Source organism: Nocardia sp. NPDC004711 (genome assembly GCF_053601595.1).
Genome location: NZ_JBSGCB010000064.1, coordinates 18,334 through 42,104, shown reverse-complemented (window position 1 = coordinate 42,104; position 23,771 = coordinate 18,334). Strand labels below are relative to the sequence as shown.

At 65.8% G+C, this 23,771-nt stretch carries 21 protein-coding genes; 12 read left to right on the top strand and 9 right to left on the bottom strand.

Annotated features, from left to right (window positions below; all coding sequences use genetic code 11):
• Positions 1-64: 64 nt before the first annotated feature.
• The 3 genes from ACWEKS_RS41170 to ACWEKS_RS41160 all read right to left on the bottom strand — a co-directional run bounded on the left by ACWEKS_RS41170 (position 65) and on the right by ACWEKS_RS41160 (position 5,436).
• Positions 65-1,210, bottom strand: coding sequence for a phosphotransferase (locus ACWEKS_RS41170; RefSeq protein ID WP_452345139.1), 1,146 nt, complete (start codon positions 1,208-1,210; stop codon positions 65-67).
• 71 nt (positions 1,211-1,281) lie between these two features.
• Positions 1,282-1,938, bottom strand: coding sequence for a TetR/AcrR family transcriptional regulator (locus ACWEKS_RS41165; RefSeq protein ID WP_452345138.1), 657 nt, complete (start codon positions 1,936-1,938; stop codon positions 1,282-1,284).
• A gap of 144 nt (positions 1,939-2,082) precedes the next feature.
• Positions 2,083-5,436 carry a protein kinase domain-containing protein gene (locus ACWEKS_RS41160; RefSeq protein WP_452345137.1) on the bottom strand — a complete coding sequence of 1,118 codons (3,354 nt, stop codon included), beginning with the start codon at positions 5,434-5,436 and terminating at the stop codon, positions 2,083-2,085.
• Between the two features lie 164 nt (positions 5,437-5,600).
• Between ACWEKS_RS41160 and ACWEKS_RS41155 the strand changes: the two genes are divergently transcribed.
• From ACWEKS_RS41155 to ACWEKS_RS41140, 4 genes are all read left to right on the top strand, one after another.
• Complete coding sequence (locus ACWEKS_RS41155) at positions 5,601-6,839, top strand: NAD(P)/FAD-dependent oxidoreductase (RefSeq protein WP_452345136.1); 1,239 nt, start codon at positions 5,601-5,603, stop codon at positions 6,837-6,839.
• A 62-nt stretch (positions 6,840-6,901) separates the two neighbouring features.
• Positions 6,902-7,138 (top strand): hypothetical protein, encoded by a 237-nt coding sequence (locus tag ACWEKS_RS41150; RefSeq protein ID WP_452345135.1) that lies wholly within the window; start codon positions 6,902-6,904, stop codon positions 7,136-7,138.
• Positions 7,139-7,234: 96 nt separating this feature from the next.
• Positions 7,235-8,119: an SDR family oxidoreductase gene (locus ACWEKS_RS41145; protein WP_452345134.1), complete on the top strand. Its 885-nt coding sequence runs from the start codon at positions 7,235-7,237 to the stop codon at positions 8,117-8,119.
• Positions 8,120-8,381: 262 nt separating this feature from the next.
• Positions 8,382-9,833: a WS/DGAT/MGAT family O-acyltransferase gene (locus ACWEKS_RS41140; RefSeq protein WP_452345133.1), complete on the top strand. Its 1,452-nt coding sequence runs from the start codon at positions 8,382-8,384 to the stop codon at positions 9,831-9,833.
• Positions 9,834-9,914: 81 nt separating this feature from the next.
• Here ACWEKS_RS41140 and ACWEKS_RS41135 read toward each other — a convergent pair whose 3' ends face one another.
• Complete coding sequence (locus tag ACWEKS_RS41135; protein WP_452345132.1) at positions 9,915-11,072, bottom strand: acyl-CoA dehydrogenase family protein; 1,158 nt, start codon at positions 11,070-11,072, stop codon at positions 9,915-9,917.
• A gap of 77 nt (positions 11,073-11,149) precedes the next feature.
• Between ACWEKS_RS41135 and ACWEKS_RS41130 the strand changes: the two genes are divergently transcribed.
• The gene (locus ACWEKS_RS41130; protein WP_452345131.1) at positions 11,150-12,031 is read left to right on the top strand and encodes an HpcH/HpaI aldolase/citrate lyase family protein; all 882 of its coding nucleotides are present in this window, start codon (positions 11,150-11,152) and stop codon (positions 12,029-12,031) included.
• Positions 12,028-13,011 (top strand): MaoC family dehydratase, encoded by a 984-nt coding sequence (locus ACWEKS_RS41125; protein WP_452345130.1) that lies wholly within the window; start codon positions 12,028-12,030, stop codon positions 13,009-13,011. The genes ACWEKS_RS41130 and ACWEKS_RS41125 overlap by 4 nt, the downstream gene beginning before the upstream one ends.
• On the opposite strand, the gene ACWEKS_RS41120 is transcribed toward ACWEKS_RS41125, so the two are convergent.
• The gene (locus tag ACWEKS_RS41120) at positions 12,979-13,539 is read right to left on the bottom strand and encodes a TetR/AcrR family transcriptional regulator (RefSeq protein WP_452345129.1); all 561 of its coding nucleotides are present in this window, start codon (positions 13,537-13,539) and stop codon (positions 12,979-12,981) included. The two genes, ACWEKS_RS41125 and ACWEKS_RS41120, sit on opposite strands and share 33 nt — an antisense overlap.
• Positions 13,540-13,784: 245 nt before the next feature.
• On the opposite strand from ACWEKS_RS41120, the gene ACWEKS_RS41115 reads away from it, so the two are divergent.
• The 5 genes from ACWEKS_RS41115 to ACWEKS_RS41095 all read left to right on the top strand — a co-directional run bounded on the left by ACWEKS_RS41115 (position 13,785) and on the right by ACWEKS_RS41095 (position 19,618).
• The gene (locus ACWEKS_RS41115) at positions 13,785-14,189 is read left to right on the top strand and encodes an SCP2 sterol-binding domain-containing protein (protein WP_040863112.1); all 405 of its coding nucleotides are present in this window, start codon (positions 13,785-13,787) and stop codon (positions 14,187-14,189) included.
• Between the two features lie 40 nt (positions 14,190-14,229).
• Positions 14,230-15,777 carry an acyl-CoA synthetase gene (locus tag ACWEKS_RS41110; protein WP_452345128.1) on the top strand — a complete coding sequence of 516 codons (1,548 nt, stop codon included), beginning with the start codon at positions 14,230-14,232 and terminating at the stop codon, positions 15,775-15,777.
• 33 nt (positions 15,778-15,810) lie between these two features.
• Positions 15,811-17,076, top strand: a complete 1,266-nt coding sequence (locus tag ACWEKS_RS41105) for a cytochrome P450 (RefSeq protein ID WP_452345127.1) — start codon at positions 15,811-15,813, stop codon at positions 17,074-17,076.
• Between the two features lie 11 nt (positions 17,077-17,087).
• Positions 17,088-18,461, top strand: a complete 1,374-nt coding sequence (locus ACWEKS_RS41100) for an aldehyde dehydrogenase family protein (protein WP_452345126.1) — start codon at positions 17,088-17,090, stop codon at positions 18,459-18,461.
• A 269-nt stretch (positions 18,462-18,730) separates the two neighbouring features.
• Positions 18,731-19,618 carry a CaiB/BaiF CoA transferase family protein gene (locus tag ACWEKS_RS41095; RefSeq protein WP_452345125.1) on the top strand — a complete coding sequence of 296 codons (888 nt, stop codon included), beginning with the start codon at positions 18,731-18,733 and terminating at the stop codon, positions 19,616-19,618.
• A 105-nt stretch (positions 19,619-19,723) separates the two neighbouring features.
• On the opposite strand, the gene ACWEKS_RS41090 is transcribed toward ACWEKS_RS41095, so the two are convergent.
• The 3 genes from ACWEKS_RS41090 to ACWEKS_RS41080 are packed head-to-tail and all read right to left on the bottom strand — an operon-like array spanning position 19,724 to position 22,727.
• Entirely contained in the window at positions 19,724-20,872 is a 1,149-nt protein-coding gene (locus ACWEKS_RS41090; RefSeq protein ID WP_452345124.1) for an acyl-CoA dehydrogenase family protein, read from the bottom strand.
• Between the two features lies 1 nt (position 20,873).
• Entirely contained in the window at positions 20,874-22,025 is a 1,152-nt protein-coding gene (locus tag ACWEKS_RS41085; RefSeq protein WP_452345123.1) for an acetyl-CoA C-acetyltransferase, read from the bottom strand.
• A gap of 42 nt (positions 22,026-22,067) precedes the next feature.
• The gene (locus ACWEKS_RS41080) at positions 22,068-22,727 is read right to left on the bottom strand and encodes a TetR/AcrR family transcriptional regulator (RefSeq protein ID WP_452345122.1); all 660 of its coding nucleotides are present in this window, start codon (positions 22,725-22,727) and stop codon (positions 22,068-22,070) included.
• A gap of 72 nt (positions 22,728-22,799) precedes the next feature.
• Here ACWEKS_RS41080 and ACWEKS_RS41075 point away from each other — a divergent pair, with 72 nt between their 5' ends.
• The gene (locus ACWEKS_RS41075) at positions 22,800-22,994 is read left to right on the top strand and encodes a ferredoxin (protein WP_452345121.1); all 195 of its coding nucleotides are present in this window, start codon (positions 22,800-22,802) and stop codon (positions 22,992-22,994) included.
• 11 nt (positions 22,995-23,005) lie between these two features.
• On the opposite strand, the gene ACWEKS_RS41070 is transcribed toward ACWEKS_RS41075, so the two are convergent.
• On the bottom strand, positions 23,006-23,728 hold the full coding sequence (locus ACWEKS_RS41070; RefSeq protein WP_452345120.1) for a TetR/AcrR family transcriptional regulator: 723 nt from the start codon (positions 23,726-23,728) through the stop codon (positions 23,006-23,008).
• Positions 23,729-23,771: the final 43 nt, after the last annotated feature.

The following is a 23,771-nucleotide window of genomic DNA, read 5'->3' as shown; positions in this document are numbered from 1 at the left end:
CCGGACGGTGGCTGCGAGTGGTCTACCCGCCTGAACCCGGGTCGTCCGACAGTGAAGTGAGCTGTTACAGGGCGGCCGCGAGGGCCCGCTCGACATCGAGGTCCAGGAGGGTGTTGATGGCGCGCTTCGCGGTGACCTCCATGCGGTCGTCAGGCTGCATGCCGCCGGCCGCCAGGGTGAAGACGATGGCGATCCAGCCGTCGACGGTGAGGAGACGGTAGGTGTCGAAGGCCTCGTCGAAACTCGGTGCCTCACTGCCCGCGCCCGCCTCGGCCAGGCCCTGGAGATAGCGCCGGAGCAGGTTGTGCTCCTCCGCGCGGCGCAGTTCGGTCGGGATGGAGTGCATCATGAAGTACGCGAAGTCGCGCAGGCCGTTCATCTTGTGGAAGACCTGCCAGTCGTAGATGCCGGCGGTGCCATCGGGGTTGGCGAAGGTGTTGCCGAGGTGGCAATCGCCGTGGCAGAGGGTCTGCGGCATCGATTCCCAGACCTTCACGAGCGCCGGCTGGTTCTGCACGTAGTTCTTGGTGAGGCGCCGGACGGGATCGGGCACAACGCGGTCCTGCTTCATGAACCGGTTCTCGCTCCAACTGAAGAAACGCTGCATGAACGGGTAACCCGGCCTGCGGGAATAGGTTTCGAGCCAGGCGAGGTCGGTCTGGAACCGCGGGGATCGCCAGAAGCGGCCGTGCAGGGTGGCGAGCAGGTCGATGACGCCTTCGGCATGCTCCTTGGTCGCCTCGTCGTCGGCGTTGTAGAAGGTGACATCGCCGCGCAGGGCGAGGTCCTCGAAGGCGATCACGTAGCGCCCGCCGACTCCGGCGCGGCTGACGAACGGCGCGATGGTCAGGTCCGACAGGCTCGGCTGAATCTGGGTGAAGAAGCGCGATTCGTAAGTGTGGCAGCCGAATCCGGAGACGATGATCCGCGAGACCAGCTTGGTCGAGGTGCCCTTCGCGAATGCGGATGCAGGCAACCCGGCGTGGCGGCCGGCTTCGTTCCAGGTCAGGTGCAATCGGGCCCGGTCGGTTGTACCGCGCGAGTCGATCTCGACCCGCAGGGATTCGATCTTCGCCCCGGGAGTGCCGTTTGCCAGCGCGGCTGTCAGCTCCAGGGGCGTCAGCGAATCGAGTCCGTAGCCGGACTGGCTGGGTACCCATGGGGAGAGGCCGAGGAGTATGTCTTTGGTCGCAGAGAGTGTGGCGCGCATCGGGAAACCTCGCGTTCGTGTTGGGGGTCACACGAAGCGTAGCGTCAGTTTTTACTCTTGTATAGAAAAAATTAGACGCGCGTCGAATTTTCTCGAGGATGCGTGGTGCTGGACAGCCATACGTGAACCAGGGCTGCTTCGATCTCGGGAAGGGGCCGGCCGGACTCGACGATGGAGGCGACGTCGCGTTCCATCGCCCGTGCTGTCATGTCGACCAGCACGGCGGCGAGAGCTGCGGGCTGGAAGCCCTGATACATGTTGTCGTCGCGGGCGATCCGTTCGCTCGCACCGGCGGTGAGCTCGTCGATCGTCTCCTGCCAGACCCGGCGAACCTCGGGGTCCTCCCGCACCGCCTCGAACATCGCCGCGATCAGTCGCGCGTGAGCGCGCCAGTACTCGACCGTGGCGTGCATGCCACGGTGAATCCGCTCGTCGTCGGGCAGGTCGTCGCGGCTGTACCAGTCCACCGCGACCGCTCGCAGGTTGTGCTGGATATCCGCGATGAGCGCGGCCACCGCCGCGCCCTTCGTCGGGAAATAGAAGTAGAAGTTGGAACGGCTGATACCCGTCTGGCGCGCGATGTCCTGCACCTCGATATCGGCCAGGCGATGTGACTGCAGCAATTCGGTCAACGAGTTCAGCACGTCGGTGCGGCGCCGACGTCCCTTGCCGCTGGCTACCGCGGCTGCAGACGCATCTTTCGAATTTCGATTCGATACCTTCGTCACCAGGAGAGTCTAGGACAGGCCGCTCATGCTCTGCGGGCCTCGAACGCGAGGTACGGACCTGGTCAAGTGCCCATGGGCCCGACTTTGTCGCCACTATCGGCTTGACGGGCTGACCACCGCCCATCGTGCGAGTTCGTCAGGGGATCAATGCGGCGCGGACTGGATTGCCGAGAGTATCGGCGACACGTCCTCGTCTCGAATCAACCGCGTGATTCCGAGCTCGGTGCAACGAGTTGCGGTGCGGGACAGCAATTGTTGGGCCGAGTCGTGCTGCCCGGCCGCCCATAGGCATTTGGCGAGCAGGACTTCCGCGGTGATCAGCGCGCGCTGCCGGCCGCGTTCGGCCAGCGATTCGACCAGGGATCTGGCCTCGGTGACAGGCGGCGCTTCGGTATCGGGCGCGATGAGGGCCCGCCGGATTGTATTGGCGCGGACGATGTCACGGGTGAGCTCAGCTGTTCCGGACTGTTCCCCGTCCACCGGTGCGGAGACGGTCGTAGCGGCGGTGTCCTGCAGCCCCGAGCGGATTCGCTCACCCGCGATGGCGGCCGCCAGCCGCGGGAACGACTGTTCGTCGGCCAGCCGCGACCCGGTATCGAGTCGCGCTTCGGCCGCGGCCCGGTTGTGCCGCGCCGCTTTGACTTTCGCTCCGGTGACGTGGATGGCGATCATGAAGTCGACCGCCCCTGCCGTCGGCTCGGGTTCGAAGGCCTCATCGAGGAGCCTTTCGGCCTCGTCGAGTTCATCGCGCTCGTACAGCAGGTTGCCGAGCAGCGCTCCGGCCAGCCGTGCTGCCATGCCCGGGGTCGAACGTCCGCGCATCGCGACCTGGCATGCCTTGCGCAGGTAGTAGTCGGCGGCGTCGAGGTCCAGCTGTTCATGCGCCGCGATGCCGCTCAGACAGTATGCGTAGGTTTCGGTGAACGGTCCGCTCGCGTTCTCGAGGTATCCGGAGGCGCGCTCTCGGCAGGCTCGGGCCGCCGCGTAGTCCGAGCGGGTGAGCGCAAGGAACGACTCGGCGACCGCGGCTCCGGCCGGATACCACGGCTCGAAGGCTTCTGGATGTGTCAGGACGGGAGCGATCAGTTCGGCGACCCCCTCGGTGTGATCGGCGAGCACCGACGCGATCGCTTCGATCAACCCGCCGTGCGCCCGCAGGTTCGTGGCCACGGCCGGGTCGTACCCCGGGGCATCCACGATGGCGTAGAGGCGATCCAGGGCAGCGCGCGCGGCCGCCGCTTTGCGCAGGGTGAGGTTGGCGAGGGCGATCACGAGCTGTAGGCGCGGGCGCGTGGCGGCAGCTTCGGTGGGGACCTCGTCGGCGAGTGCGAGCAAACGTGCCATCTGCCCCTGCTCGAGCAGTGCGATTCCGGCGTTCTCGACCAGTTCGGCGGCCCACTGATCATCTCCGGCGCCGAGGGCGTGGGTCACGGCGTCGCTGACCATCTCATGTTCGGCGAACCAGCCGGCGGCCGCTCGGTGCAGGACCGGAATACGCTGGGGCTGATCACGTTCCAGCCGTCGCTGCAGAAAGTCGGCGTACAGGCGGTAGTACTTGAACCACCGGCCGTCCTCGTCCAGCCGCCGCAGGAACAGGTCGCGTTCCTCGACGTCTTCGAGCAGCGCCTGGCCCCGGTCGCCGCCGGTCAGCGCATTCGCGAGACCGGCGCATATGCGCCGGGTGATCGAGGTGGCCGTCATGAACTCCACGAGTCGCGGATCGAGCGCGTCGAGAACGTTCTCGGTGAGGAACTCGCCGATGGCGTGATGGCGGCCGGAGAGTTCGGTGAGCAGCGTGTCGGGAGTGGTGCCGTGACGCAGGGACAGCCCGGCGAGCTGTAGGCCGGCGACCCAGCCTTCGGTGGCGGCCGAGATGCGCGCCGCGTCCTCGGAACCGATCTCCACGTCGTCGTAGTGCAGCAGGAGCGCGTGTGCCTCCTCGTCCCTGAAACGCAGTGCGGCGGAATCGATTTCGACCAGCTCACCACGCACGCGCAGGGTGCCGAGCGGAAGTCCGGACCTGGTGCGGCTCGTCATGATCCATTGCAGGTGGTGGCAGCCCTTGTCGAGCAGGAACCGCAATGCCGAGCGGGTCGTGTCGCTGGTCACCAGATGCCAGTCCTCGACGACGATGGCCAGCTGCCGCTTCCGCTCGTGGATCTCATTGATCAGGGCGCCGAGCACGAACCGCTCCGCGCCCGTACCGGCTTCTTCGAGGACAAGCCGCAGTTCGGCCCCCAGTCCTGGGTCGGCCCGGCCCAGCGCCTCGAGCAGATGTGCGCAGAAGATGACGGGATTGTCGTCGTCCACGTCGGCCGCCAACCACGCGACCCGAACTCCGTCATGATGCAGTTGTTCCGCCAATTGTGTTGCGACACTACTCTTTCCGAAGCCGGCCGCAGCGTGGATGAGGGTCAGCCGCTTGCGGGCGTGCAGCTCGGCGAGTTCGACCAGGCGTGGCCGGCGCACCAGGATGTCAGGGGGGTGTGGTGGGCGGAACCGGGTCGCGGGCGTCGGGAACGAGATGCTGCGGTGATACGGGCGCGACACCGAATCCAGGGTGGCGGTGGCGATCGACGGCAGCGCCGAGCCATTGCCGCTCTCGGGCAGGCCCATGTCGTCGACCGGTAATCCGTAGCGGCGCTGAAGCTCTCGCAGGGACTCGCCGAACTCACGCGCCGAGCTCGGCCTGTCCTCGGGACGCGGGGCCATCGCCGTGGAGATGAGCGCGGCCGCCTCGTCCGGAATCTCGGGTGCCTTCGGTGGACCTTCCCGTCCGATCCGCACGAACTGCGTCACCAGGTCTTCGCCCTCGAGTCGTTCGAAGGCCGCGTGGCAGGTGAGGGCGGTGAACAGGGTGGCGCCCAGACTGTAGATGTCGGATTGCACGGTCGATGTTCGCCCCGACAACACTTCCGGGGCGGTGAAGGCCGGGGAGCCGGTCACTTCGCCGGTGCCGGTTTCGAATCCGCCGGTGACGTGGGCGATGCCGAAGTCGCACAGCTGAGGTTCCCCGTAGTCGGTGACGAGGACGTTTCCGGGCTTGACGTCGCGGTGCAGTATCCCGTTGCGGTGTGCCGTCTCCAGTGCGCCCGAGAGCTTGACGCCCAGTCGGAGTCCGTCCGCGAGGGGGAGCGGTCCGCGAGTTCGGAGAATCTCGGCCAGTGATCCGCGTGAGTGGTACGGCATCACGAGAAACGGCCGACCGGTCGCGGTGACGTCGGCATGCAGGACCGTGACGATATTGGGATGCCCGGACAGCTTGCCGAGAGTGCGCTGTTCGCGCAGGAATCGGTCGATATCGCCCGGGCGCGGGCCGACTCGGAGCACCTTGATGGCAACCTGCCGGTCCAGTGCCCGCTCCAGACAGCGATACACGGAGCCGAATCCGCCACGACCGATCAACTCGGCGCCTTCGAACCCTTCGGCGTCCAGTTCCGCTTCGATTCCGAGTGCCGGGCGCCGCTGGGTGCTCGCCGGATCGTCGACGGTGCTCATGAATCGTCCTTGACACGGTCTTCGTTCGTGGATCAAGGATACGACCGTGGGCAATCGGGTGGCAGCCGCCGACCCGGGGCCTCGGGCGGTGACCCACCTGTTGACGGGTACTCATAATCTAATTTAATCTCAATTAAAGTCGTATCGAGCGGGAAGGTGACCGGGTGTCCCAGGAAAACCTCGTCGTAGTCGGAGCGTCCCTCGCCGGGCTGCGGGCGGTGGAAGCCGCCCGCAAAGCGGGTTTCGAGGGTGGCATCACTCTCATCGGGGCCGAAGCGCATCTGCCTTACGACCGTCCGCCGCTGTCGAAGGCATACTTGGAGCAACTGCCCGATGGCGAGGGGCCCGCGTCGACCATCTTCCGCGACGAAGCTGTCCTGCGCGGCGAACTCGCCGTCGAGCTCGTACTCGGTACGCCGGCAACGGGTTTGGATACCGAAGGTAAGCGGGTCCTGATCGGCGACCGCGCCATCTCCTACGATGCGCTCGTGATCGCGACCGGTGCCGATGCGCGGATGCTGCCCGGCGCGGAGGGCTTGAGCGGCGTCCATGCGCTGCGGACCCTCGATGACGCGATCGCGATCCGGCAGGCCCTTGATGCCGGTGCGCGCACGGTCGTCGTCGGTGCGGGATTCATCGGTTCGGAGGTGGCTGCCGGTGCGCGCAAGCGCGGTCTGGACGTCACAATTCTCGAAGCGCTGCCGACCCCGCTGGTCCGGGCGGTGGGCGAACGCATGGGCGAGGCGTGTGCGGCCCTGCACGAGCGGAACGGCACCCCGCTGCGCTGCGGTATCGGTGTGACGGGTCTGGAAGGCGAGGGCCGCGTCGAGCGCGTGCGGCTCAGTGACGGCACGGCGATCGAAGCGGATCTGGTCGTCGTGGGCATCGGTGCTATTCCGGCGACGGGCTGGCTGGAGGGTTCCGGATTGCGCCTGGACAACGGCGTGGTCTGCGACGAGACGCTGTGGACCGGTGTCGACGGGGTGTATGCCGCGGGCGACATCGCGCGGTGGCACAACCCGCTCTTCGATCGCCTGATGCGGCTCGAACACTGGACGAGCGCCGCCGAGCAGGGTGCCCTCGCAGCGCGCAATGCTTTGGCCCCCGAATCCGCCGAGCCCTATCAGACCGTGCCGTACTTCTGGTCCGACTGGTACGACAGCCGGATCCAGTTCGTTGGCGTGCCGACCGCCGACGAGATCAAGGTCGTGGCGGGTGACCCCGACGGCGATGAGCGCTGGGTAGCGCTGTACCGCGAAGGTGACAGGCTCGCTGGAGCGCTCACCCTGAACGGTCAGAACGTCATTATGAAATACCGTGGCCTGCTCATGAAGAAGGCGAGCTGGGAGGAGGCCCTCGCCTTCGCCGCGGCCCGTGTCGCCGCTCCAGTTCCCAGCTCATGACCCTTGACAGGTGCCGCGCGGCCTGAGCGCGGGCATATCAGGCAGGGCTGGAGGTCAGCGGGATGCGCAGCGGAAACCGGGTGTCGACGGTGACACTCGTGGGCCGGCAGCTCTTCCGGGTCGAGGTCCGATTCGACTGTGCATCGGGGGAGATGCGGCTCGAGTATGCGGCCACGGCCGCGGAGGCCAGCCACTTTGCCGCGGCGATGATCGCGCGCGGCTATCGCGTGCAGGTGGACCGAAGGGTGCGCCGAGGGCTGCGGCCGTTGCCCTGCCGCGACCTGTGGCGGTATGCCTGATCGGATCCGATCACTCGGGGCTAGAATTTAATTTAGATTCCAATATAATGACTGTCACAGCTGGTCGATCACGACCTCCAATGAGGTAGGTAGGGAATGAACGAATCGCAACGGACGCGCCGGATCGAAGGTCGCGTCATGGCCATCACGGGCGCGGCGCGCGGCATCGGCTTGGCGACTGCGAAGGCGCTGCACCGTCGTGGCGCCAAGGTGGTCATCGGTGACATCGACGGTGACGCTGTCGCGAAGGCCGCCGCCGAGATCGGGTCGGACGTCGAGGCCATACGGGTCGACATCACCGACGAGCAGTCGTTCGTCGACTTTCTCGCCAAGGCCGAGGAACGCTTCGGCCCGCTCGATGTCTTGATCAACAACGCCGGCATCATGCCGATCGGCCCCTTCCTCGAAGAGTCGACATCGCTGTCCAAGCGAGTGCTGGACATCAACGTGGCGGGACCCATGATCGGGATGCGGGCAGCGCTGCCGGGCATGATCTCTCGGGGTTCGGGACATATCGTCAATGTGTCGTCCATGGCGGGCACCGCTCCGATTCCGGGAGGTCTGAGTTACGGCGCCAGCAAGGCGGCGGTGATCTCGATGACCGAGACCGCGCGTGTCGAATTCGCGAAGTCCGGTGTGTCGTTCACCTGTGTGCTGCCGTCTTTCACCAACACGGAGCTGATCGCGGGTACCCGGGGGACGAAGTTCGTTCGCAACCTCGAGCCCGAGGAGGTTGCCGAAGGCATCGTCGGAGCGATCGCGGCGCGTAAGGCGGATGTCTACCTGCCGGGGATCCTCGGACCGATCGCTCGCCTGCAGCCGGTCTTCGGCCGCAAACTCAGGGACTTCATGAACCACCTGCTCGATGCGGACACCACGTTCCTGGCCTTCGATAAGTCGGCGCGAAGTGGCTATGACGCGCGGATCAGCGGTGCTCCGGAGTCTCCGAAATCTTCCCCGGCGCGCCGTTCGCGGAGCTGAGCGCGGCTGCGATTGATCCGCGTTGAAAAGGGGCGGTCCCGTTGGGGCCGCCCCTTTTTCGTGCGTACCCGCACGCGGGTGCTTCCTGATCGGCAGGTCTGCTGTGTAGAGCGCCACATGTCACCCGACTGCCGCATTGCAGTCAAGATTTTAAAGTACATTAGATTCTGCTGGGGATCGGGGGGTCGGTTCCACGGTTTCACAGCAAGGGCATTCAATGACGAACGCCATCCATCCGTTCCAGTCGAGTGAGAACAGGTAGATGACGAAAACCTTCCTGAACCTTTTTGATGCCGCATGGTTCTTCGTGGAAAGGGGTGATGCGCCTGCGCATTTCGGTCCGCTGATCATCCTTTCGCCGCCGGCGGGGACGCCGGCCACCTATGTGCGAGACCTGGTCGCGCAGTGGCGCGCGAGTGAGACCTTCGCCCCACCATTCAATACCGTGCTGCGCAGGAGGCCGATCCCGTGCTGGGAAGCGGTTCCTGACCAGGATATCGACCTGGACTACCACCTGCGGCACATCGCATTGCCCGCTCCGGGCGGTCAACGGGAGCTGGGAGTGCTCGTCTCCCATCTGCATTCGCTTCCGTTGGACCGCCGCCGGCCGCTGTGGGAATGCCATGTCATCGAAGGGCTCGAACACGGCCGCTTCGCGATCTACCTCAAGTTCCACCATGGGCAGTTGGACGGTGTCGCGACCGCCCGGCTCCTAGGCCGGATCTTCTCGACCGACCCTGACGCGCATGACTTGCTGCCGCCGTGGAGTGCGGGTATCCGGGGCAATGGTCCCTCGCGGCGGCCCATCGCCACACAAACCGCTGCGAGTACGGTGTCGGCGTGGGGCAGGTTCGGTGCTTTCGAAAGATTCTGTCGCGCAATTGGTTCCGGTGCGGTGGCAGGGCGGGCATTGGTGGAGATGGCGCTCGCCGTCCGCGCGGATCGCACCGGTGATCTGACTCGGCCGTTTCAGGCGGCAACGGCACTGTTCAATCATCGGATCTGCGGCCAGCGCAGATTCGCGACGCAGCATTACGATCTGGCGCGTTTCAAGCGTGTCGCGAAGACCGCGAATGTCACTGTGAACGATGTCTTCCTGACGGCGTTCGGCGGCGCGTTGCAGCGATACCTGTGGGAATTGGATGCGGTGCCAGACGGTCCGATCGTCGGCCAGATTCCGGTGAACGTGCGCGAGTTGAATGCGGCGATCACGGGGAACGCGCTGGCCTTCATCTTCGCTCGGTTGCGCACCGACATCAGCGATCCGGTCGTCCGCCTGCAGGCGGTGCATCGATCCACCATCGCCGCCAAGGGTTTCCATCAGACGCTGCCGCCGTCCGCGGTCACGCCGTTCACGCTGCTGCTGATGGGGCCGCAGATGGCGCTGCTGATCGCCGGCCTCGGCGGGATCGGCCGCCCGCCCGCCAACCTGGTGATCTCGAATGTGCCCGGACCTGTCGAGCCGCTGTACTTCAACGGCGCCCGGGTGGAAGAGATCTACGGTCCGTCGGTGCTCTTTCACGGCCAAGCGCTGAATGTGACGATGTCGAGTTACGCCGGCAAGGCCGTCATCAGTTTCACCGCATGCAGCAGGTCCGTACCGCATGTGCAGCGGCTGGCGGTGTACACCGGCGAGGCTCTGGAAGAGATCGAAGCGGCGCTCGGACTTGGTCAGTTATCTGAATCTGTTGCGCCACAAGAGACTTCGGCGTAATCGACCCAGGTGAACCGCAGCGAGAACGGCCGGTGCTTGCGATCAGGATCGCCAGCACCGGCCGTTCCGGCCCACGCGGCCTCAGCGAGAGAGACCGCCGCGGGCAATGAGTTGCGACGTAATGACATTGCGCTGGATCTCATTCGTGCCCTCGCCCACGATCATCAGGGGAGCGTCGCGGAAATACCGTTCGACGTCGTACTCGGTCGAATAGCCGTAGCCGCCGTGGATGCGCACCGCGTTCAGCGCGATCTCCATGGCGATTTCGGAGGCGTAGTACTTGGCCATGCCGGCTTCCATGTCGCAGCGCTCGCCCGCGTCGAACTTGCGTGCGGCGTGCAGGACCAGCTGCCGCGCGGCGGTGAGCTTGGTGGCCATCTCGGCCAGGTAGGCGCCGATGGCCTGGTGCTGCCAGATCGGCACACCGAAGCTCTCACGCTGCTGGGCGTAGGCGAAGGCGTCGTCGAAAGCGGCCTGGGCGACGCCCAGGGCGCGCGAGGCCACCTGGATGCGACCGGTTTCCAAGCCCTTCATCATCTGCGAGAAGCCCTTGCCCTCGACCCCGCCGAGCACCGCGTCCGCGGGCGCGCGGTAGCCATCGAAGAGCAGTTCGCAAGTCTCGACGCCCTTGTATCCGAGCTTGGGGAGATCGCGAGAAACCGTCAGGCCGGGGCCGTGTTCGACGAGCAGGATGCTGATGCCGCGGTGGCGGGGTTCGGCGGCCGGATCCGTCTTGCACAGCAGTGCGATCAACTGCGATCTGCGGGCGTTGCTGATCCAGGTCTTCGCGCCGTTGATGGTGTAGCCGTCGGCGTCTCGCTTGGCGACGGTGGTCATGGCCTGCAGGTCGGAGCCGCCGCCGGGCTCGGTGAGGGCCATGGTCGCCCGGATCTCGCCGGTGGCCATCCTGGGCAGATAGCGCTGCTTCTGTTCCTCGGTTCCGAAGGTGAGGATCAGCTTGGAGACGACCGTGTGGCCGCCCATCGCGCCGGCCAGGCTCATCCAGCCACGGGCGAGCTCCTCGGTCACACCCACGTAGCACGGCATCGAGACCGGTGCTTCGCCGTAGGGCTCCGGGATGGCCAGGCCATAGATACCGAGCTGTTTCATCTGCTCGATCAGTTTTTCCGGGTACTCGTTGGCGTGCTCGAGGTCGCGAGCGACGGGCCGGACCTCGCGGTCGACCCATTCGCGCACCGTCGCCACTACCTGCTGTTCCTCGGCGGACAGCTCGCTCACCGTTGACTCCTCGTTGGGCTCGGATAACTATCGATATACTTTAACATAGATTAAAAACTGTGAAAGGTGGTTGCTTGATGACGGGATGTCCACGGCGGAGGTCGGTCCTCTGCGTGGCGGGTGGCGACGAGCGCAAGATCCGCAAGGCGCTGACCGCCGGAGCGGATCAGGTGGTCATCGATCTCGAGGATGCGGTGCCGCCCGCGGACAAGGACCGCGCGCGGGCGTTGCTGGGCGGCATTGCCTGGGGCGAAGTCGCCGATGAGCTGCCGTCGATCGCGGTGCGGGTGAACGCGCCTCGAACACGCTGGTGCCATCTGGATATCGACGCGGTGGTCCGGCTGGGCGTGCCGGCGAGCTCCATCGTGCTGCCGAAGGTCGAATCGGCGGGGGATCTCGAGTTCGCCGATCGTCTGCTCGACGGCGTCGAAGCCGATGTCGGCCGGGCCGAACGGATCGCGGTGGAAGCGCTCATCGAAACCGCCGACGGACTGAGCCGGATCGAACAGATCGCCGCGGCGACATCGCGGCTCTCGACCTTGATCACCGGATACGCGGACCTCGCGGCATCGCTGGGCAGAGCGGCGGGCCTGGATCCCGCGCTCTGGATCGCGGTGCAGGACCGGCTGATTGCCGCCGCGCGCACCAACCGCTTGGATGCGGTGGATGGTCCGTATCTCGGTGTGGGAGTCGATGACGCGTTCGAGGCCGCCGTCGGCCATGCTGCACGGATCGGGTTCGATGCCAAGTGGGCGATTCACCCTCGGCAGGTCGAGGCCATGAACCTCGCGTTCGAGCCGTCCAGCGAACAGGTGCGGTACGCGCGCGCAGTGGTGGATGCGCTGGCCGCTGCTCATGACAGTGGTCGTGGCGCGGTGGAGCTCGATGGTCAGATGATCGACGAGGCGATCGCGGTGGCCGCGCGCCGGACACTGCTCAAGAGCGGAGCTTCACTGTGAACGCCGAAGGACCGTACTTCGAAGAACTCGAGCCCGGTCAGGTATTCGACGGCGCGCCGTCGGTCACCCTGACCGATGGCCTTGCGGCCGTACACCAGTCGATAGTCGGTGATCGTCTCCGGCTTCCGCTCGACCACGGCCTGTCCGCGGCCGTTACCGGTCGGGCCGGTCTGGCGCACCCGGCGCTGGTGTGGGACATCGCCATCGGCCAGTCCACGGTGGTCACCCATCACGTCAAGGCCAACCTGTTCTACCGCGGGCTGGTTTTCCGGCGTACGCCCCATCTGGGCGACACCTTGACCACCACGACGACGGTCGAAGGGCTGCGGCAGAACCGCCGTCGTCCCGATCGGGCTTCGACCGGACTGGTTGCCTTGCGCATTCGCACCGTCGATCAGCACGGCCGGGACGTCCTGGACTTCTGGCGCTGCGCCATGCTGCCGCTGCGCGCGGATCGTGATACCGGCCGTGCCGACGACCTGGACGGCATCGGCGCCGACGCGGATCTGAATTGGTGTGCGGCGGTGGGGGATTGGGATGTCGCGGCACTGTCGGGGAGTGGTGCGTCCGGCCCGGTTCCCGAGGCCGGCCACCGGGTGGAGGTGATCGGTGGTGACGTGGTCGACGCGGCGCCACAACTGGCCCGGATCAGCCTCAATATCGCCAGGGTGCACCACGACGCAGACGCTGCGGGCGGTCGTCGATTGGTCTACGGCGGCCACACCATCGGCATCGCGTTGTCCCAGGCATCCCGGGCATTCCCGAATCTGGCGACGGTCGTCGGCTGGCACGGGTGCGACCACGTCGGGCCGGTCCACGAAGGCGACACACTACGCAGCGTGATCGCTGTCGAAGAGGTTGTCCCGGTCGAGACCGGAGGTCGCCTGGTCCACCTCCGGTCGGAGGTATTCGCTGGCGGCCCTGCCGTCAATCATGAACGCCCGGTTCTAGATTGGCGCTACGTGGCGCTTTTTGGCTGACAACTCCTCGAGCTCTCGCAACAGCCGGCGCAGGGCCCATTCGAGTGCCTCCGGGTTCTCGCCGGAGTCCAGTTCCTGATAGCCGGCCAGGAGGTATAGGCCCCAGCGGGCATGGTGGAGGGCTTCCTCCTCGTTGTCGAGAATCGCTCGGGCAGCATGCGCAACCACTTCCAGACGCTGGTTGTCGACGGCGTCCTGAATCGAACGGACCTCGGGGTCGACCTTGCTCCAGACCCGGATCGCCGCCTCGGCGCGATGGGGAAGATCGATCGCGAACCGCAGCAGGGCGTCCAGCTGGGCGAGTGGATCTCCGTGTTGCTGCGCCGCTTCGACCAGCTGCGTCGTCCGCTCCGCTTGCCAGTGCTCGAGCAACTGCGAGGTGAAATCGTGCCAGTTCTCGAAGTAGTGATAGAAGGATCCGGTCGTCACCCGCAGGCGCTTGCACAACGTCGCCTGCTTCAGTGCGCTGTAACCCTGCTCTGACAGCAGCTCGAGCGCGGTGTCGAAGTAGTCCTGCTTGATGGCCATTGATCTCCGTCTTCGGTGTCAGGTGGACGTCGGCCGATGTTGGCTCGAAGTTTCCCCCGGGTCTTGTGCATAAGTCGACTTATGCTTACGATACTCGCATCGCTTGTGAGGCACACCACAGGACTCACTCAACGGACGTTCGCCCGGACCCTGATTCGACGGTTTGCGGTGAAGTCTCGGACTGAAATTTAATCAAAGATATATTCTGAACACGGGGGTGCTGCCCCTGTGGGAGAGGAACCGACATGGCCTTCAAGGACGCGGGCGAGGTGCGCAAGTACATCGGCGGCATCTTCGAATCGGCGTTCGCCGATCCGGAGATCGGCCCGAAGCTGGCGGCGACGGGTGTCGTTCTGGGCTTCGAGTTCTCGGATCCGGAAACCTTCCTGGTCATCGACGCACCCGCGGGTGCGGTCGAGCTGGGGCAGGAGCATTTCGGTAAGACGACGGCGACCATGCGGATGACCGCCGACACGGGCAACGCCTACTGGCAAGGAAAGGTCAATCTGCCGCTCGCGATGGCGAAGGGCAAGATCAAGATCGGGGGGAATGTCGCGAGCATGCTCAAGCTGGCTCCGCTGGGCAGCAAGCTCTACCCGGTCTACATCGAAAGCCTGAAGCAGGACGGTCGCGCGGACCTTCTGGTCTGAGCAGGCAGAGCGCAAAGATCGAGCGGAGAGGTACCGCACAATGTTTCCAGGCGTCCACGCCCTGTCCACCCCGGACAAACCCGCGGTGATCATGGCCGGTTCCGGCCGGACGATCACCTATCGCGAGCTGGACGAGAATTCGGCACGGTTCGCCCGGGTGCTGCACGACTTCGGACTGCGCCGGGGCGATGTCATCGCGCTGGTGTCCGACAACGCGCCCGAATGTTTCGAGATCTATTGGGCGGCATTGCGTTCCGGCCTGTATGTGACCGCGATCAACTGGCATCTGACGTCGGCGGAAGCGGCGTACATCATCGACGACTGCGACGCCAAGGTGGTGGTCGCGTCCGCTGGCGTCGCCGAACTGGCCGCCGGGGTGCGGGATCTGGCTCCGCGGGTCGAGCACTGGCTGGCCTTCGGCGGCGAGGTCGAGGGCTACCGGTCCTACGTCGCTGAGCTCGCCGAGGCGGGCGAGCGCCTGGTGGAGCAGCCGCGCGGTTCCGACATGCTGTACTCGTCCGGTACGACCGGCCGGCCCAAGGGCATCAAGCCGCCGCTGTTGCCGATCACGGTGGACCAGCCGGGTGACCCGCTGACAATGGCGGTCGGCAGGCTGTTCGGCGTCAACGAGTCCGACGTCTACCTGTCGCCGGCGCCGGTCTACCACGCGGCGCCGTTGCGCTGGTGCGGCGCGGTCCAGTCCTTCGGCGGGACCGTGGTGATGATGGAGAAGTTCGGAGCCGAGGAGATGCTCCGGGCGATCGAGCAGTACCGGGTGACGGTCACCCAGGTGGTTCCGACCATGTTCGTGCGCCTGCTGCAGCTTCCCGCCGAAGTTCGCGACGGTCACGACATTTCGAGTCTGCGCCTCGCCATCCATGCCGCCGCGCCGTGCCCGCCGGACGTCAAGCGCGCGATGATCGATTGGTGGGGGCCGATTCTCGTCGAGTACTACGGCTCCACCGAGGGTAATGGTCTGACTGTGATCACGACCCCCGACTGGGAGGGGAAGCCGGGATCGGTGGGGCGCAGTGTTCTCGGACCGGTGCACATCTGTGACGACGAGGGCAAGGAGCTGCCGGCCGGTGAGGTCGGCACGGTGTACTTCGAGCGTGAGACGCTGCCGTTCACCTACCACAATGATCCCGAGAAGACCGCCGCCGCACAGCATCCGGAGCATCCGACCTGGACGGCCGTGGGGGACCTCGGGTATGTCGATGAGGACGGGTTCCTCTTCCTGACCGACCGGAAGTCGTTCGTCATCATCTCCGGCGGTGTGAACATCTATCCGCAGGAAGTGGAGAACGTCCTCACTCTGCACCCGGCGATCTTCGACGTGGCCGTGATCGGTGTTCCCGACGCCGAGATGGGCCAGCAGGTCAAGGCCGTGGTCCAGCTGCACCCGGGTGTCGCGCGGACCGGTGAGATGGCCACCGAGATCATCGATTACGTGCGGGATCGGGTGGCGCGCTACAAAGCCCCCAAGAGCGTGGACTTCGTCGACTCACTGCCGCGCACCGCAACCGGGAAGCTCGTCAAGCGCGAGCTGGAGAAGCTGTACAAGCCTGCGTCCGTGGTCCAGAACTAGTGACGCTCAATCGCATTGCAAGGAAGTGCTGATATGACTACGGCAATCGAGTCCACTGCGCGGGCCTACGACCCGCTGAGCATCTCACCCCTGTCGTTCTGGTCGAAGACCGCCGCTGAGCGCGATGAAACCTTCCGCGTGCTGCGCGCCGAAAGGCCGATCAGCTGGCACCCCCCGATCGAGGGCGCGCTGATGCCCCCGGAGAACGAGGGTGTGTGGGCGGTGACCAGCCATCGGCTGATCACCGAGGTCAGCAAGCAGCCCGAGGTCTTCTGCTCCGGCCTGGGCATCCAGCTCGAGGAAGTCCCGGCCGACATCCTCGAGGCCGCCTCGTCGTTCCTGGCGATGGACGCGCCCCGGCACCCCGCGCTGCGCAAGCTGATCAGCTCGGCGTTCACGCCGAAGCAGGTGGCCAAGATCCACGATCAGATCAAGAACCAGGCGCGAACCATCGTCGACGAGCTGCTCGAGGTCGGTGACAGCGAGTTCGACTTCGTGCACCAGGTGTCCAAGCGGCTGCCCATGTGGACCATCTACGAGATGCTCGGACTGCCGGTGTCGCAGCGGGACGAGGCCGCGCACATGGCCGACGCGATGGTCGCCTGGGCGGATGAGGATGTCGCCGGCGGTCGGGCGCCGGTCGAGCTGCTCAACGATTCTCTCGTCGGATTGCTCATGATGGGAATGGAATTCGCGCAGGAGCGGCGTAAGAACCCGGCCTCGGACTTGATGACGAACCTCGTGCAGGCGGAGGTCGACGGTCAGCGGCTGACCGATGACGAGATCGCCTCGTTCTTCGTGCTGCTGTCGGTCGCGGGCAACGACACCACGCGGAACACGATTTCCCTCGGTATCAAGACGCTGCAGGATTTCCCTGAGCAGAAGGCGTTGTTGCTCGAGGACTTCGACGGGCGAATCGGTTCGGCCACCGAGGAATTGGTGCGCTGGGTGACACCGGTGATGACCTTCCGCCGGACCGCGACCCAGGACACCGTGCTCGGCGGGCAGGAGATCAAGAAGGGGGAGTGGGTCGCCACGATCTTCTCCTCCGGCAACCGGGACGAGACCGTCTTCACCGACCCGCACGTCTTCGACATCACCCGGTCGCCGAACCCGCACGTCGGCTTCGGCGGCGGTGGCCCGCACTACTGCATGGGCAACTTCGTCGCCAAGATCCAGCTGCGTGAGATCTTCGACCAGTTGCTCCATCGCGCACCGGATCTGAGGGTCGGCGAGCCGTCCTACCTGGTCGGCAACTTCGTGCACGCCGTCAAGCATCTTCCGGCGACACTGCGATGAGCACCGAACTGATGAGCACCGAACAGATCACCGCCGTGATCGAGCGGATGCGGTGCGGGTTCGCCTCGGGGCGGACCCGGAGCGTGGAGTGGCGTCTCGAGCAGCTGCGGAGCCTGGTCAAGCTGCTCGATGAATGCGAGGACGAGGTCGCGGCGGCACTCGCCGAGGACCTCGGGCGGAGCAAGCAGGAGGCGTGGTTCGGCGATATCGCCTCCACCCGAGGCGAAGCCGTCTTCGCGATCAAGCACCTGCGCGGCTGGATGAAACGGCAGCGCCAGCCGCTGTCGCTCATCCAGTATCCGGGCTCGGCGTGGATCCAGTACGAGCCGCTGGGCGTCGTCCTGATCATCGGGCCATGGAATTACCCCGTCGTGCTGACGTTGGGGCCGTTGATCGCGGCACTCGCCGCAGGAAACTGCGCCGTCATCAAGCCCTCGGAGCTCGCGCCCGCGACCTCCACCCTGCTGGCCCGGCTGGTGCCGAAGTACTTCGACAGCACCGCTGTCGCGGTGGTCGAAGGTGATGCCGCCGTGACCCAGGCGTTGCTGGCCCAGGGCTTCGACCACGCGGTATTCACCGGTGGCACCGAGGTCGGTAAGAAGATCATGGCCGCCGCGGCTCCCACCCTGACTCCGGTCACACTGGAACTCGGCGGTAAGAGCCCGGTCATCGTCACGGCGGACGCCGACCTCGAGGTCGTTGCACGCAGGCTGGCCTGGGTCAAGTTCATGAACTCGGGGCAGACCTGCATCGCGCCGGACTATGTGCTCGCCGATCACCGGATCCAAGACAAGCTGGTGGACAAGGTCGTCGAGCTGGTCGGTGAATTCGAGCGAGACGGGCATGCCGACGGCCGGCGCATCGTCAATGAGCGACAGTTCGATCGGCTCGCGGGTTATCTCGAGCAGACGCGCGGCAAGGTCGTCACGGGCGGTGGGACGACTCGGTCGTCCTTGTCGATCGAGCCGACGGTGGTCGTCGATCCGGATCCGGACGAACCGCTGATGGTGGAGGAGATTTTCGGGCCGATCCTGCCGGTGCTGTCCTACGAAAGCCTCGATGACGCTATCACTTTCGTGAACAGCCGGTCGAAACCGTTGGCTGCGTACTTCTTCAGCGGGTCGTCGGCGGTCCAACAGCGGCTGGTCGATGAAATCCCTTCCGGCGGAGCCGTAATCAACCACATCGCGATGCACTATCTGGTGCCGCAACTGCCGTTCGGCGGTGTCGGCGCGAGCGGCATGGGCGCGTATCACGGCCGCTGGGGTTTCGAGGCACTGAGTCATCGGAAGGCGGTGCTGAAGAAGACATTCAAGCCGGATCTTCGGGTCATGTATCCGCCCTACACCGATCTCGCGATGAAGATCATGCGGAAGGTCTTCTGACACAGCCGGTGTGAGGAAAGCTCCTTGCTGCCGAATTACCCGGCGGCGGCGAGGAGGGTGCGCCCCGGGACATGAGCCTCTCGCTCGATTACCCGATTCCTGTCCCGGGGTCTACCCGCACGGCTCGTGCGGGCCGGCTGTCCGGTCCGCACGAGCCGAATCCGACCGGGTCCGAGAACTCCTTGCCGCGTCGTACGCCCCTCGGTGCAGCAAGGCCGCGCACCCTGCGAACCAGACATCGGCTCAGGACCGGTTCGCAGGGTGCGGATGTGATCGTCGAAGGCTACCGACCTGGCGTCGCCGAGCGCCTGGGGCTCGGGCCGGACGCCTGCCTGGAACGGAATCCGGGCCTGATCTATGGCCGGATGACGGGTTGGGGTCAGACCGGCCCGCTCGCCCAGAGCGCGGGCCACGATATCGACTACATCGCGGTGACCGGAGCGCTCCACGCCATTGGCGACGCGCACACCGGGCCCAGGGTGCCGCTCAATCTCGTCGGCGATTTCGGCGGCGGCGGAATGTATCTCGTGGTGGGCATCCTGGCCGCGCTGCGCGTGGCAGAGCGAACCGGGGCGGGACAGGTCGTCGACGCCGCGATCGTGGACGGCGCCGCGCATTTGCTGACCGGGATCCACGCCTTCCTCAACGCGGGAGCATGGAACGACCGGCGAGAAGCCAACATGCTCGACGGCGGCGCACCGTTCTACACCACCTACGAAACCGCGGACGGCCGCCACGTGGCGGTCGGGGCGATCGAAAGCAAGTTCTACGCAGAGCTGCTCGCTCGGCTGGGTATCGACGAAGATCCTGCGCGGCAACACGATCGCCGCGCGTGGCCGGCGATTTGGATCAAACTCGCCGCGGCGTTCGCGACGCGGACCATGGCGCAGTGGTGCGAGGTCTTCGAGGGCTCCGATGCCTGCGTCGCTCCCGTCGTCAGTCTGCGCGAAGCCGTGGCACATCCGCACATCGCGGCGCGCGGATCGATCGTCGACCACGGTGGCGCGGTGCAATCCGCGCCGGCGCCGCGGTTCTCGCTGTCGCGGACCGAGGTCGGGAATCCGCCGCCGTCGCCGGGCCAGCACACGCGAGATGTCTTGACGGAGTGGGGAATTCCGAACGTGGACGAGCTGATCGAGCGCGGCGTCGCCGGTTGAGCGCAGTGGCGTTCTCGGCCGGTGCACCGAGGGCCCCGGACCTGATGTGGTCCGGGGCCCTCGGTGTTGCTCACCCAGCGGAGCCGGCGGTGGCCGGTCGTGGGCTCAGCGGGCGATCGCCCGTCCGATGAGTTCCTTCATGATCTCGGTGGTGCCGCCGTAGATCGTCTGGATCCGCGTATCGATATAGGCCTTGGCGACCGGGTATTCGGTCATGTAGCCGTACCCGCCATGCAGTTGCAGGCAGCGGTCGACGACGCGCTTCTGGAGCTCGCTGACGTACCACTTGCCCTTGGCCGCATCGATCGGATCGAGTTCGCCCGCGTTGTAGGCGAGCACCGATTTGTCGGTGTACGCCTCGGCGAGGTCGACCTCGGTCTCCATCTCGGCCAGTTCGAACCGGACGTGCTGGAAGTCGGAGATCGGCTGGCCGAAAGCCCGCCGCTGCTTGCAGTATTCGATGGTCTGGTCGAGGATTGCCCGCGTGGTCGCCAGCGCCTTGGCGGTGACGCCGAGGCGCTCGCGCGGGAGATGACTCATCAGGTACTGCAGGCCGTTTCCCTCCTCACCGAGCAGGTTCGCCTGCGGGACACGGGCATTCTCGAAGAACAGTTCCGCGGTGTCCTGTCCGGGCAGCCCGATCTTGTCGAGCTTGCGTCCACGTCCGAACCCGGGGGTATCCCGTTCGACGACGAAGAGGCTGAATCCGCGCGAACCTGCCGCGGGATCGGTGCGGGCGGCGACCACCACCAGATCGGCCATGATGCCACTGGAGATGAAGGTCTTCTGCCCGTTGATGATCCAGTGGTCGCCGTCGCGGACCGCGCTCGTGCGAATTCCCCGCAGATCGCTGCCGGCCCCGGGCTCGGTCATGGCGAGGGCGCCGATGATCTCGCCCGCGGCGAAGCCTGGCAGCCAGCGCTGCTTCTGTTCGTCGTTGGTGAGATCGAGCAGGTAGTGCAGGACCAGGTCGTCCTGCAAGCTGACTGTGAGGTTGAACGAGAGCGCGTTGATGCGTGACACCTCTTCACACACGACCATCCGATACCGATAGTCGTGCACGCCCGAACCGCCGTATTCTTCGGCGATCTCGAGCCCGTACAGCCCGGCGGCCGCGGCTTTCCTGTAGACCTCGCGGTCGATCCAGTGGTCCTCGTCCCACTTGTCCTTGTGGGGCACGACCTCTCGTTCGAGGAAAGCGCGAACCGTCTCGCGGTACGCCTCGTGATCGGGCTCGTACAGGCCCCGATGCATGTCAGAGCCTTTCGATAATGGTGACGTTGGCCTGGCCGCCGCCCTCGCACATGGTCTGCAGGCCGTAGCGGCCGCCGGTGCGTTCGAGCTCGTGCAGCAGCGAGACCATCAGGCGAGCGCCCGTCGCGCCGATCGGGTGGCCGAGCGCGATTGCGCCGCCGTTCGGGTTGACCTTGGCCGGGTCCGCGCCGATCTCGGCCAGCCAAGCGAGCACGACCGGCGCGAACGCCTCGTTGATCTCGACCGCGTCGATGTCGTCGATGGACAGCCCGGCCCGCTTGAGCGCGTGCTGGGTGGCAGGGATCGGCGCGCTGAGCATCATCACCGGATCCGCGCCGCGCACGGACATGTGGTGAATGCGCGCGCGGGGCTTGAAGCCGTACCGCTCGACCGCCGCTTCCGAAGCGATGAGCAGCGCCGCGGAACCGTCGGAGATCTGGCTGGCGACTGCCGCGGTGAGCCGTCCACCCTCGGTCAGGGTCTTGAGCTGAGCCATCTTCTCGAGCGAGGTGTCGGCACGCGGTCCCTCATCGACCGAGACGCCGGCGAACTCGGTGATCTCACGGGTGAAGTGGCCCGCCTCGATCGCGTGCAGCGCGCGCTGGTGGCTCTGGAAGGCCCAGGCCTCGTTGGTCTCCCGGCTCAGGTTCCAGTGCTCGGCCATCATCTCGGCACCGCGGAACTGTGAGATCTCCTGTGCGCCGAACCGGGCCTGCCAACCCTCACAGCCGGTCCAGGGATCGGTCGAACCGTACGGTTCGCCGGCCTGGAACGCGGACAGGATGGGGAACTGGCTCATCTTCTGCACGCCGCCGGCCACGATGAGGTCGCTGGTTCCACTCATCACCGCCTGCGCGGCGAAATGCACGGCCTGCTGGGCCGAACCGCACTGGCGGTCGATGGTGACGCCGGGAACCGACTCCGGCAGGCCCGCGGCCAGCGCCGCGGTGCGTGCGATATCGCCCGCCTGCGCACCGATGTTGTCCAGGCAGCCCAGGATCACGTCATCGATGTCGGCGGGATCGAATTCATTGCGGCCGACCACCGTCTTGATGACGTGCGCGGCCATGTCCGCCGGGTGCGACTGAGCGAAGCCGCCGCCTCGCTTGCCTACCGCGGTGCGGACGGCATCGATGATGTACGCCTCGGGCATGGTTTCTCTCCTAGAAGGTGACGTTGATTAATTTAATGTAGACTAAATTCTGCGCAGTGTCGACGAGGTGCCCCCGGGGTGGGCATGCGGTCGCGGGAGAGTGTCGCCGTCGACCGCCACACTGCTGCGGACGATCGACTGCGCGGTGGCGACCAGGTTGTCCAGCGAGCCGTGGTCGGGATTCCACCATTCCGCGGTCCAGTTGAGGGCGCCGATGACGAGCATGCGAGCGATCCCGATGTCGAGTCCGGGCCGCAGCCGGCCGGATGCAGCGAGCTGCTCCAGTAGGGAGCGCCAAATTGCGTGATAGGCAGTGCTTTCCAGGCGGAGGGACTCGATGATCTCGGGGGGGAGCTGGCCGGCGTTGCGTGTCACGGCGGACGCGAAATCGGACAACTCCAGTTCGATGCGCAGGTGTGCCTCCACTGCGGCGTCGATCAACTCGATCACCGGGGTCCCCGGCGGCACCGAGGTGATCGTGTGATGGACGTGTTCGCGGACCCGTCGCTGTCCTTCCCGCATAACCTCGGCGATCAGCTCATTGCGTGATCGGAAGTAGTAGTAGACAGCGGGCGCGCGCAACTCGGCGTGTGCGGCGATATCGGCGAGGCGGGTTCCCGCGACGCCTCGACGGCTGAGAATGTGCGCGGCCGCGGCGAGGATGCGCTCCCTGGTGGCGTTGTTCGGAGAGGTGGTGCTCATCGGCTCCTCGCGTATTGACCGAGCAGGAAATCTAATTTATCTTCGATTCAAAACATAGCATCAAAGGAGGCAATGATGAAGGTCGTCGTCGATCGGAGCAAGTGCACAGGCCTGGGCATCTGTGAGTCGCTGGCTCCGGCGTTCTTCGAGATCGATGACAACGGCGAACTCGTCCAGCTCGAGGAGGACATCACCGACGACGAGCTCGCCGCTGTCGAGGAAGCTGTGCAGGGGTGCCCGACGGAGGCGCTCCGGATCGTGCGCTGACCGTCGCAGCCTCAGGCGGATTCGGCCGTGGGTTTGGCTGTCGTCTTCCGGGGCGCCCGTCTGCGTCGGGGTGGCGCCGAAGTTTCCTCGGCCGCATCGGCTGTCGCGATCCCGGCGCGAATCACCGACTGGGCCGTGCGGACGACGGTCTCCAGTGATCCTCGCCGGGGTGTCCACCACTCCGCCGCCCAGTTCAGTGACCCCATGATGAGCATTTGCGTGACGTGCAGGTCCAGGTCGCCTCGGATCTGTCCCTCGGCGGCAGCGTCTTTGATCAGCTTGCGCCAGAGTGTGCCGTAGTTGGCTTCCTCCGCGAGTTGACGGGCTCGCAGATGCTCGGGGACTTGGCCGCTGTTGCGGATAGCCGCCGTCGCGTAGTCGGACAACTCGAGTTCGTGGCGCAGGTGCGCGTCGATGGCGATCATGAGGCGGTCGATCGGCGTGACCTCACTGGGGATCTTCTCGAGGACGTCTTGCAGATGCTTGACCATCTCGGCAATCCCGCTCCACATGACCTCCTCGATGAGTTCCTCACGCGAGGGGAAGTAGTAGTAGATCGCGGGAGCCTGCAGCTCGGCGTACTCGGCGACATCGCTGAGCCGTGTCCCGGCGTAGCCCTTCACGCTCAGTACGTGGGCAGCGGCGTCCAGGATGCGCTGACGGGTCTTGACCGACTTGGTCACCGATGAGTCGTCGTCGCCCGCGCTCTGCTGCACCTTAGGTTTTCTAGCCACGGTTCAACTATAAGCCAGCCGGATGGTGAACTTTACGGTGACA

Coding starts and splice junctions, on each gene's coding strand:
- ACWEKS_RS41110 (WP_452345128.1), top strand. CDS start 14,230: ATGTTTCCAGGCGTCCACGCCCTGTCCACCCCGGACAAACCCGCGGTG.
- ACWEKS_RS41115 (WP_040863112.1), top strand. CDS start 13,785: ATGGCCTTCAAGGACGCGGGCGAGGTGCGCAAGTACATCGGCGGCATC.
- ACWEKS_RS41075 (WP_452345121.1), top strand. CDS start 22,800: ATGATGAAGGTCGTCGTCGATCGGAGCAAGTGCACAGGCCTGGGCATC.
- ACWEKS_RS41160 (WP_452345137.1), bottom strand. CDS start 5,436: ATGAGCACCGTCGACGATCCGGCGAGCACCCAGCGGCGCCCGGCACTC.
- ACWEKS_RS41105 (WP_452345127.1), top strand. CDS start 15,811: ATGACTACGGCAATCGAGTCCACTGCGCGGGCCTACGACCCGCTGAGC.
- ACWEKS_RS41170 (WP_452345139.1), bottom strand. CDS start 1,210: ATGCGCGCCACACTCTCTGCGACCAAAGACATACTCCTCGGCCTCTCC.
- ACWEKS_RS41150 (WP_452345135.1), top strand. CDS start 6,902: ATGCGCAGCGGAAACCGGGTGTCGACGGTGACACTCGTGGGCCGGCAG.
- ACWEKS_RS41090 (WP_452345124.1), bottom strand. CDS start 20,872: ATGCATCGGGGCCTGTACGAGCCCGATCACGAGGCGTACCGCGAGACG.
- ACWEKS_RS41120 (WP_452345129.1), bottom strand. CDS start 13,539: ATGGCCATCAAGCAGGACTACTTCGACACCGCGCTCGAGCTGCTGTCA.
- ACWEKS_RS41100 (WP_452345126.1), top strand. CDS start 17,088: ATGAGCACCGAACAGATCACCGCCGTGATCGAGCGGATGCGGTGCGGG.
- ACWEKS_RS41080 (WP_452345122.1), bottom strand. CDS start 22,727: ATGAGCACCACCTCTCCGAACAACGCCACCAGGGAGCGCATCCTCGCC.
- ACWEKS_RS41130 (WP_452345131.1), top strand. CDS start 11,150: ATGACGGGATGTCCACGGCGGAGGTCGGTCCTCTGCGTGGCGGGTGGC.
- ACWEKS_RS41145 (WP_452345134.1), top strand. CDS start 7,235: ATGAACGAATCGCAACGGACGCGCCGGATCGAAGGTCGCGTCATGGCC.
- ACWEKS_RS41140 (WP_452345133.1), top strand. CDS start 8,382: ATGACGAAAACCTTCCTGAACCTTTTTGATGCCGCATGGTTCTTCGTG.
- ACWEKS_RS41085 (WP_452345123.1), bottom strand. CDS start 22,025: ATGCCCGAGGCGTACATCATCGATGCCGTCCGCACCGCGGTAGGCAAG.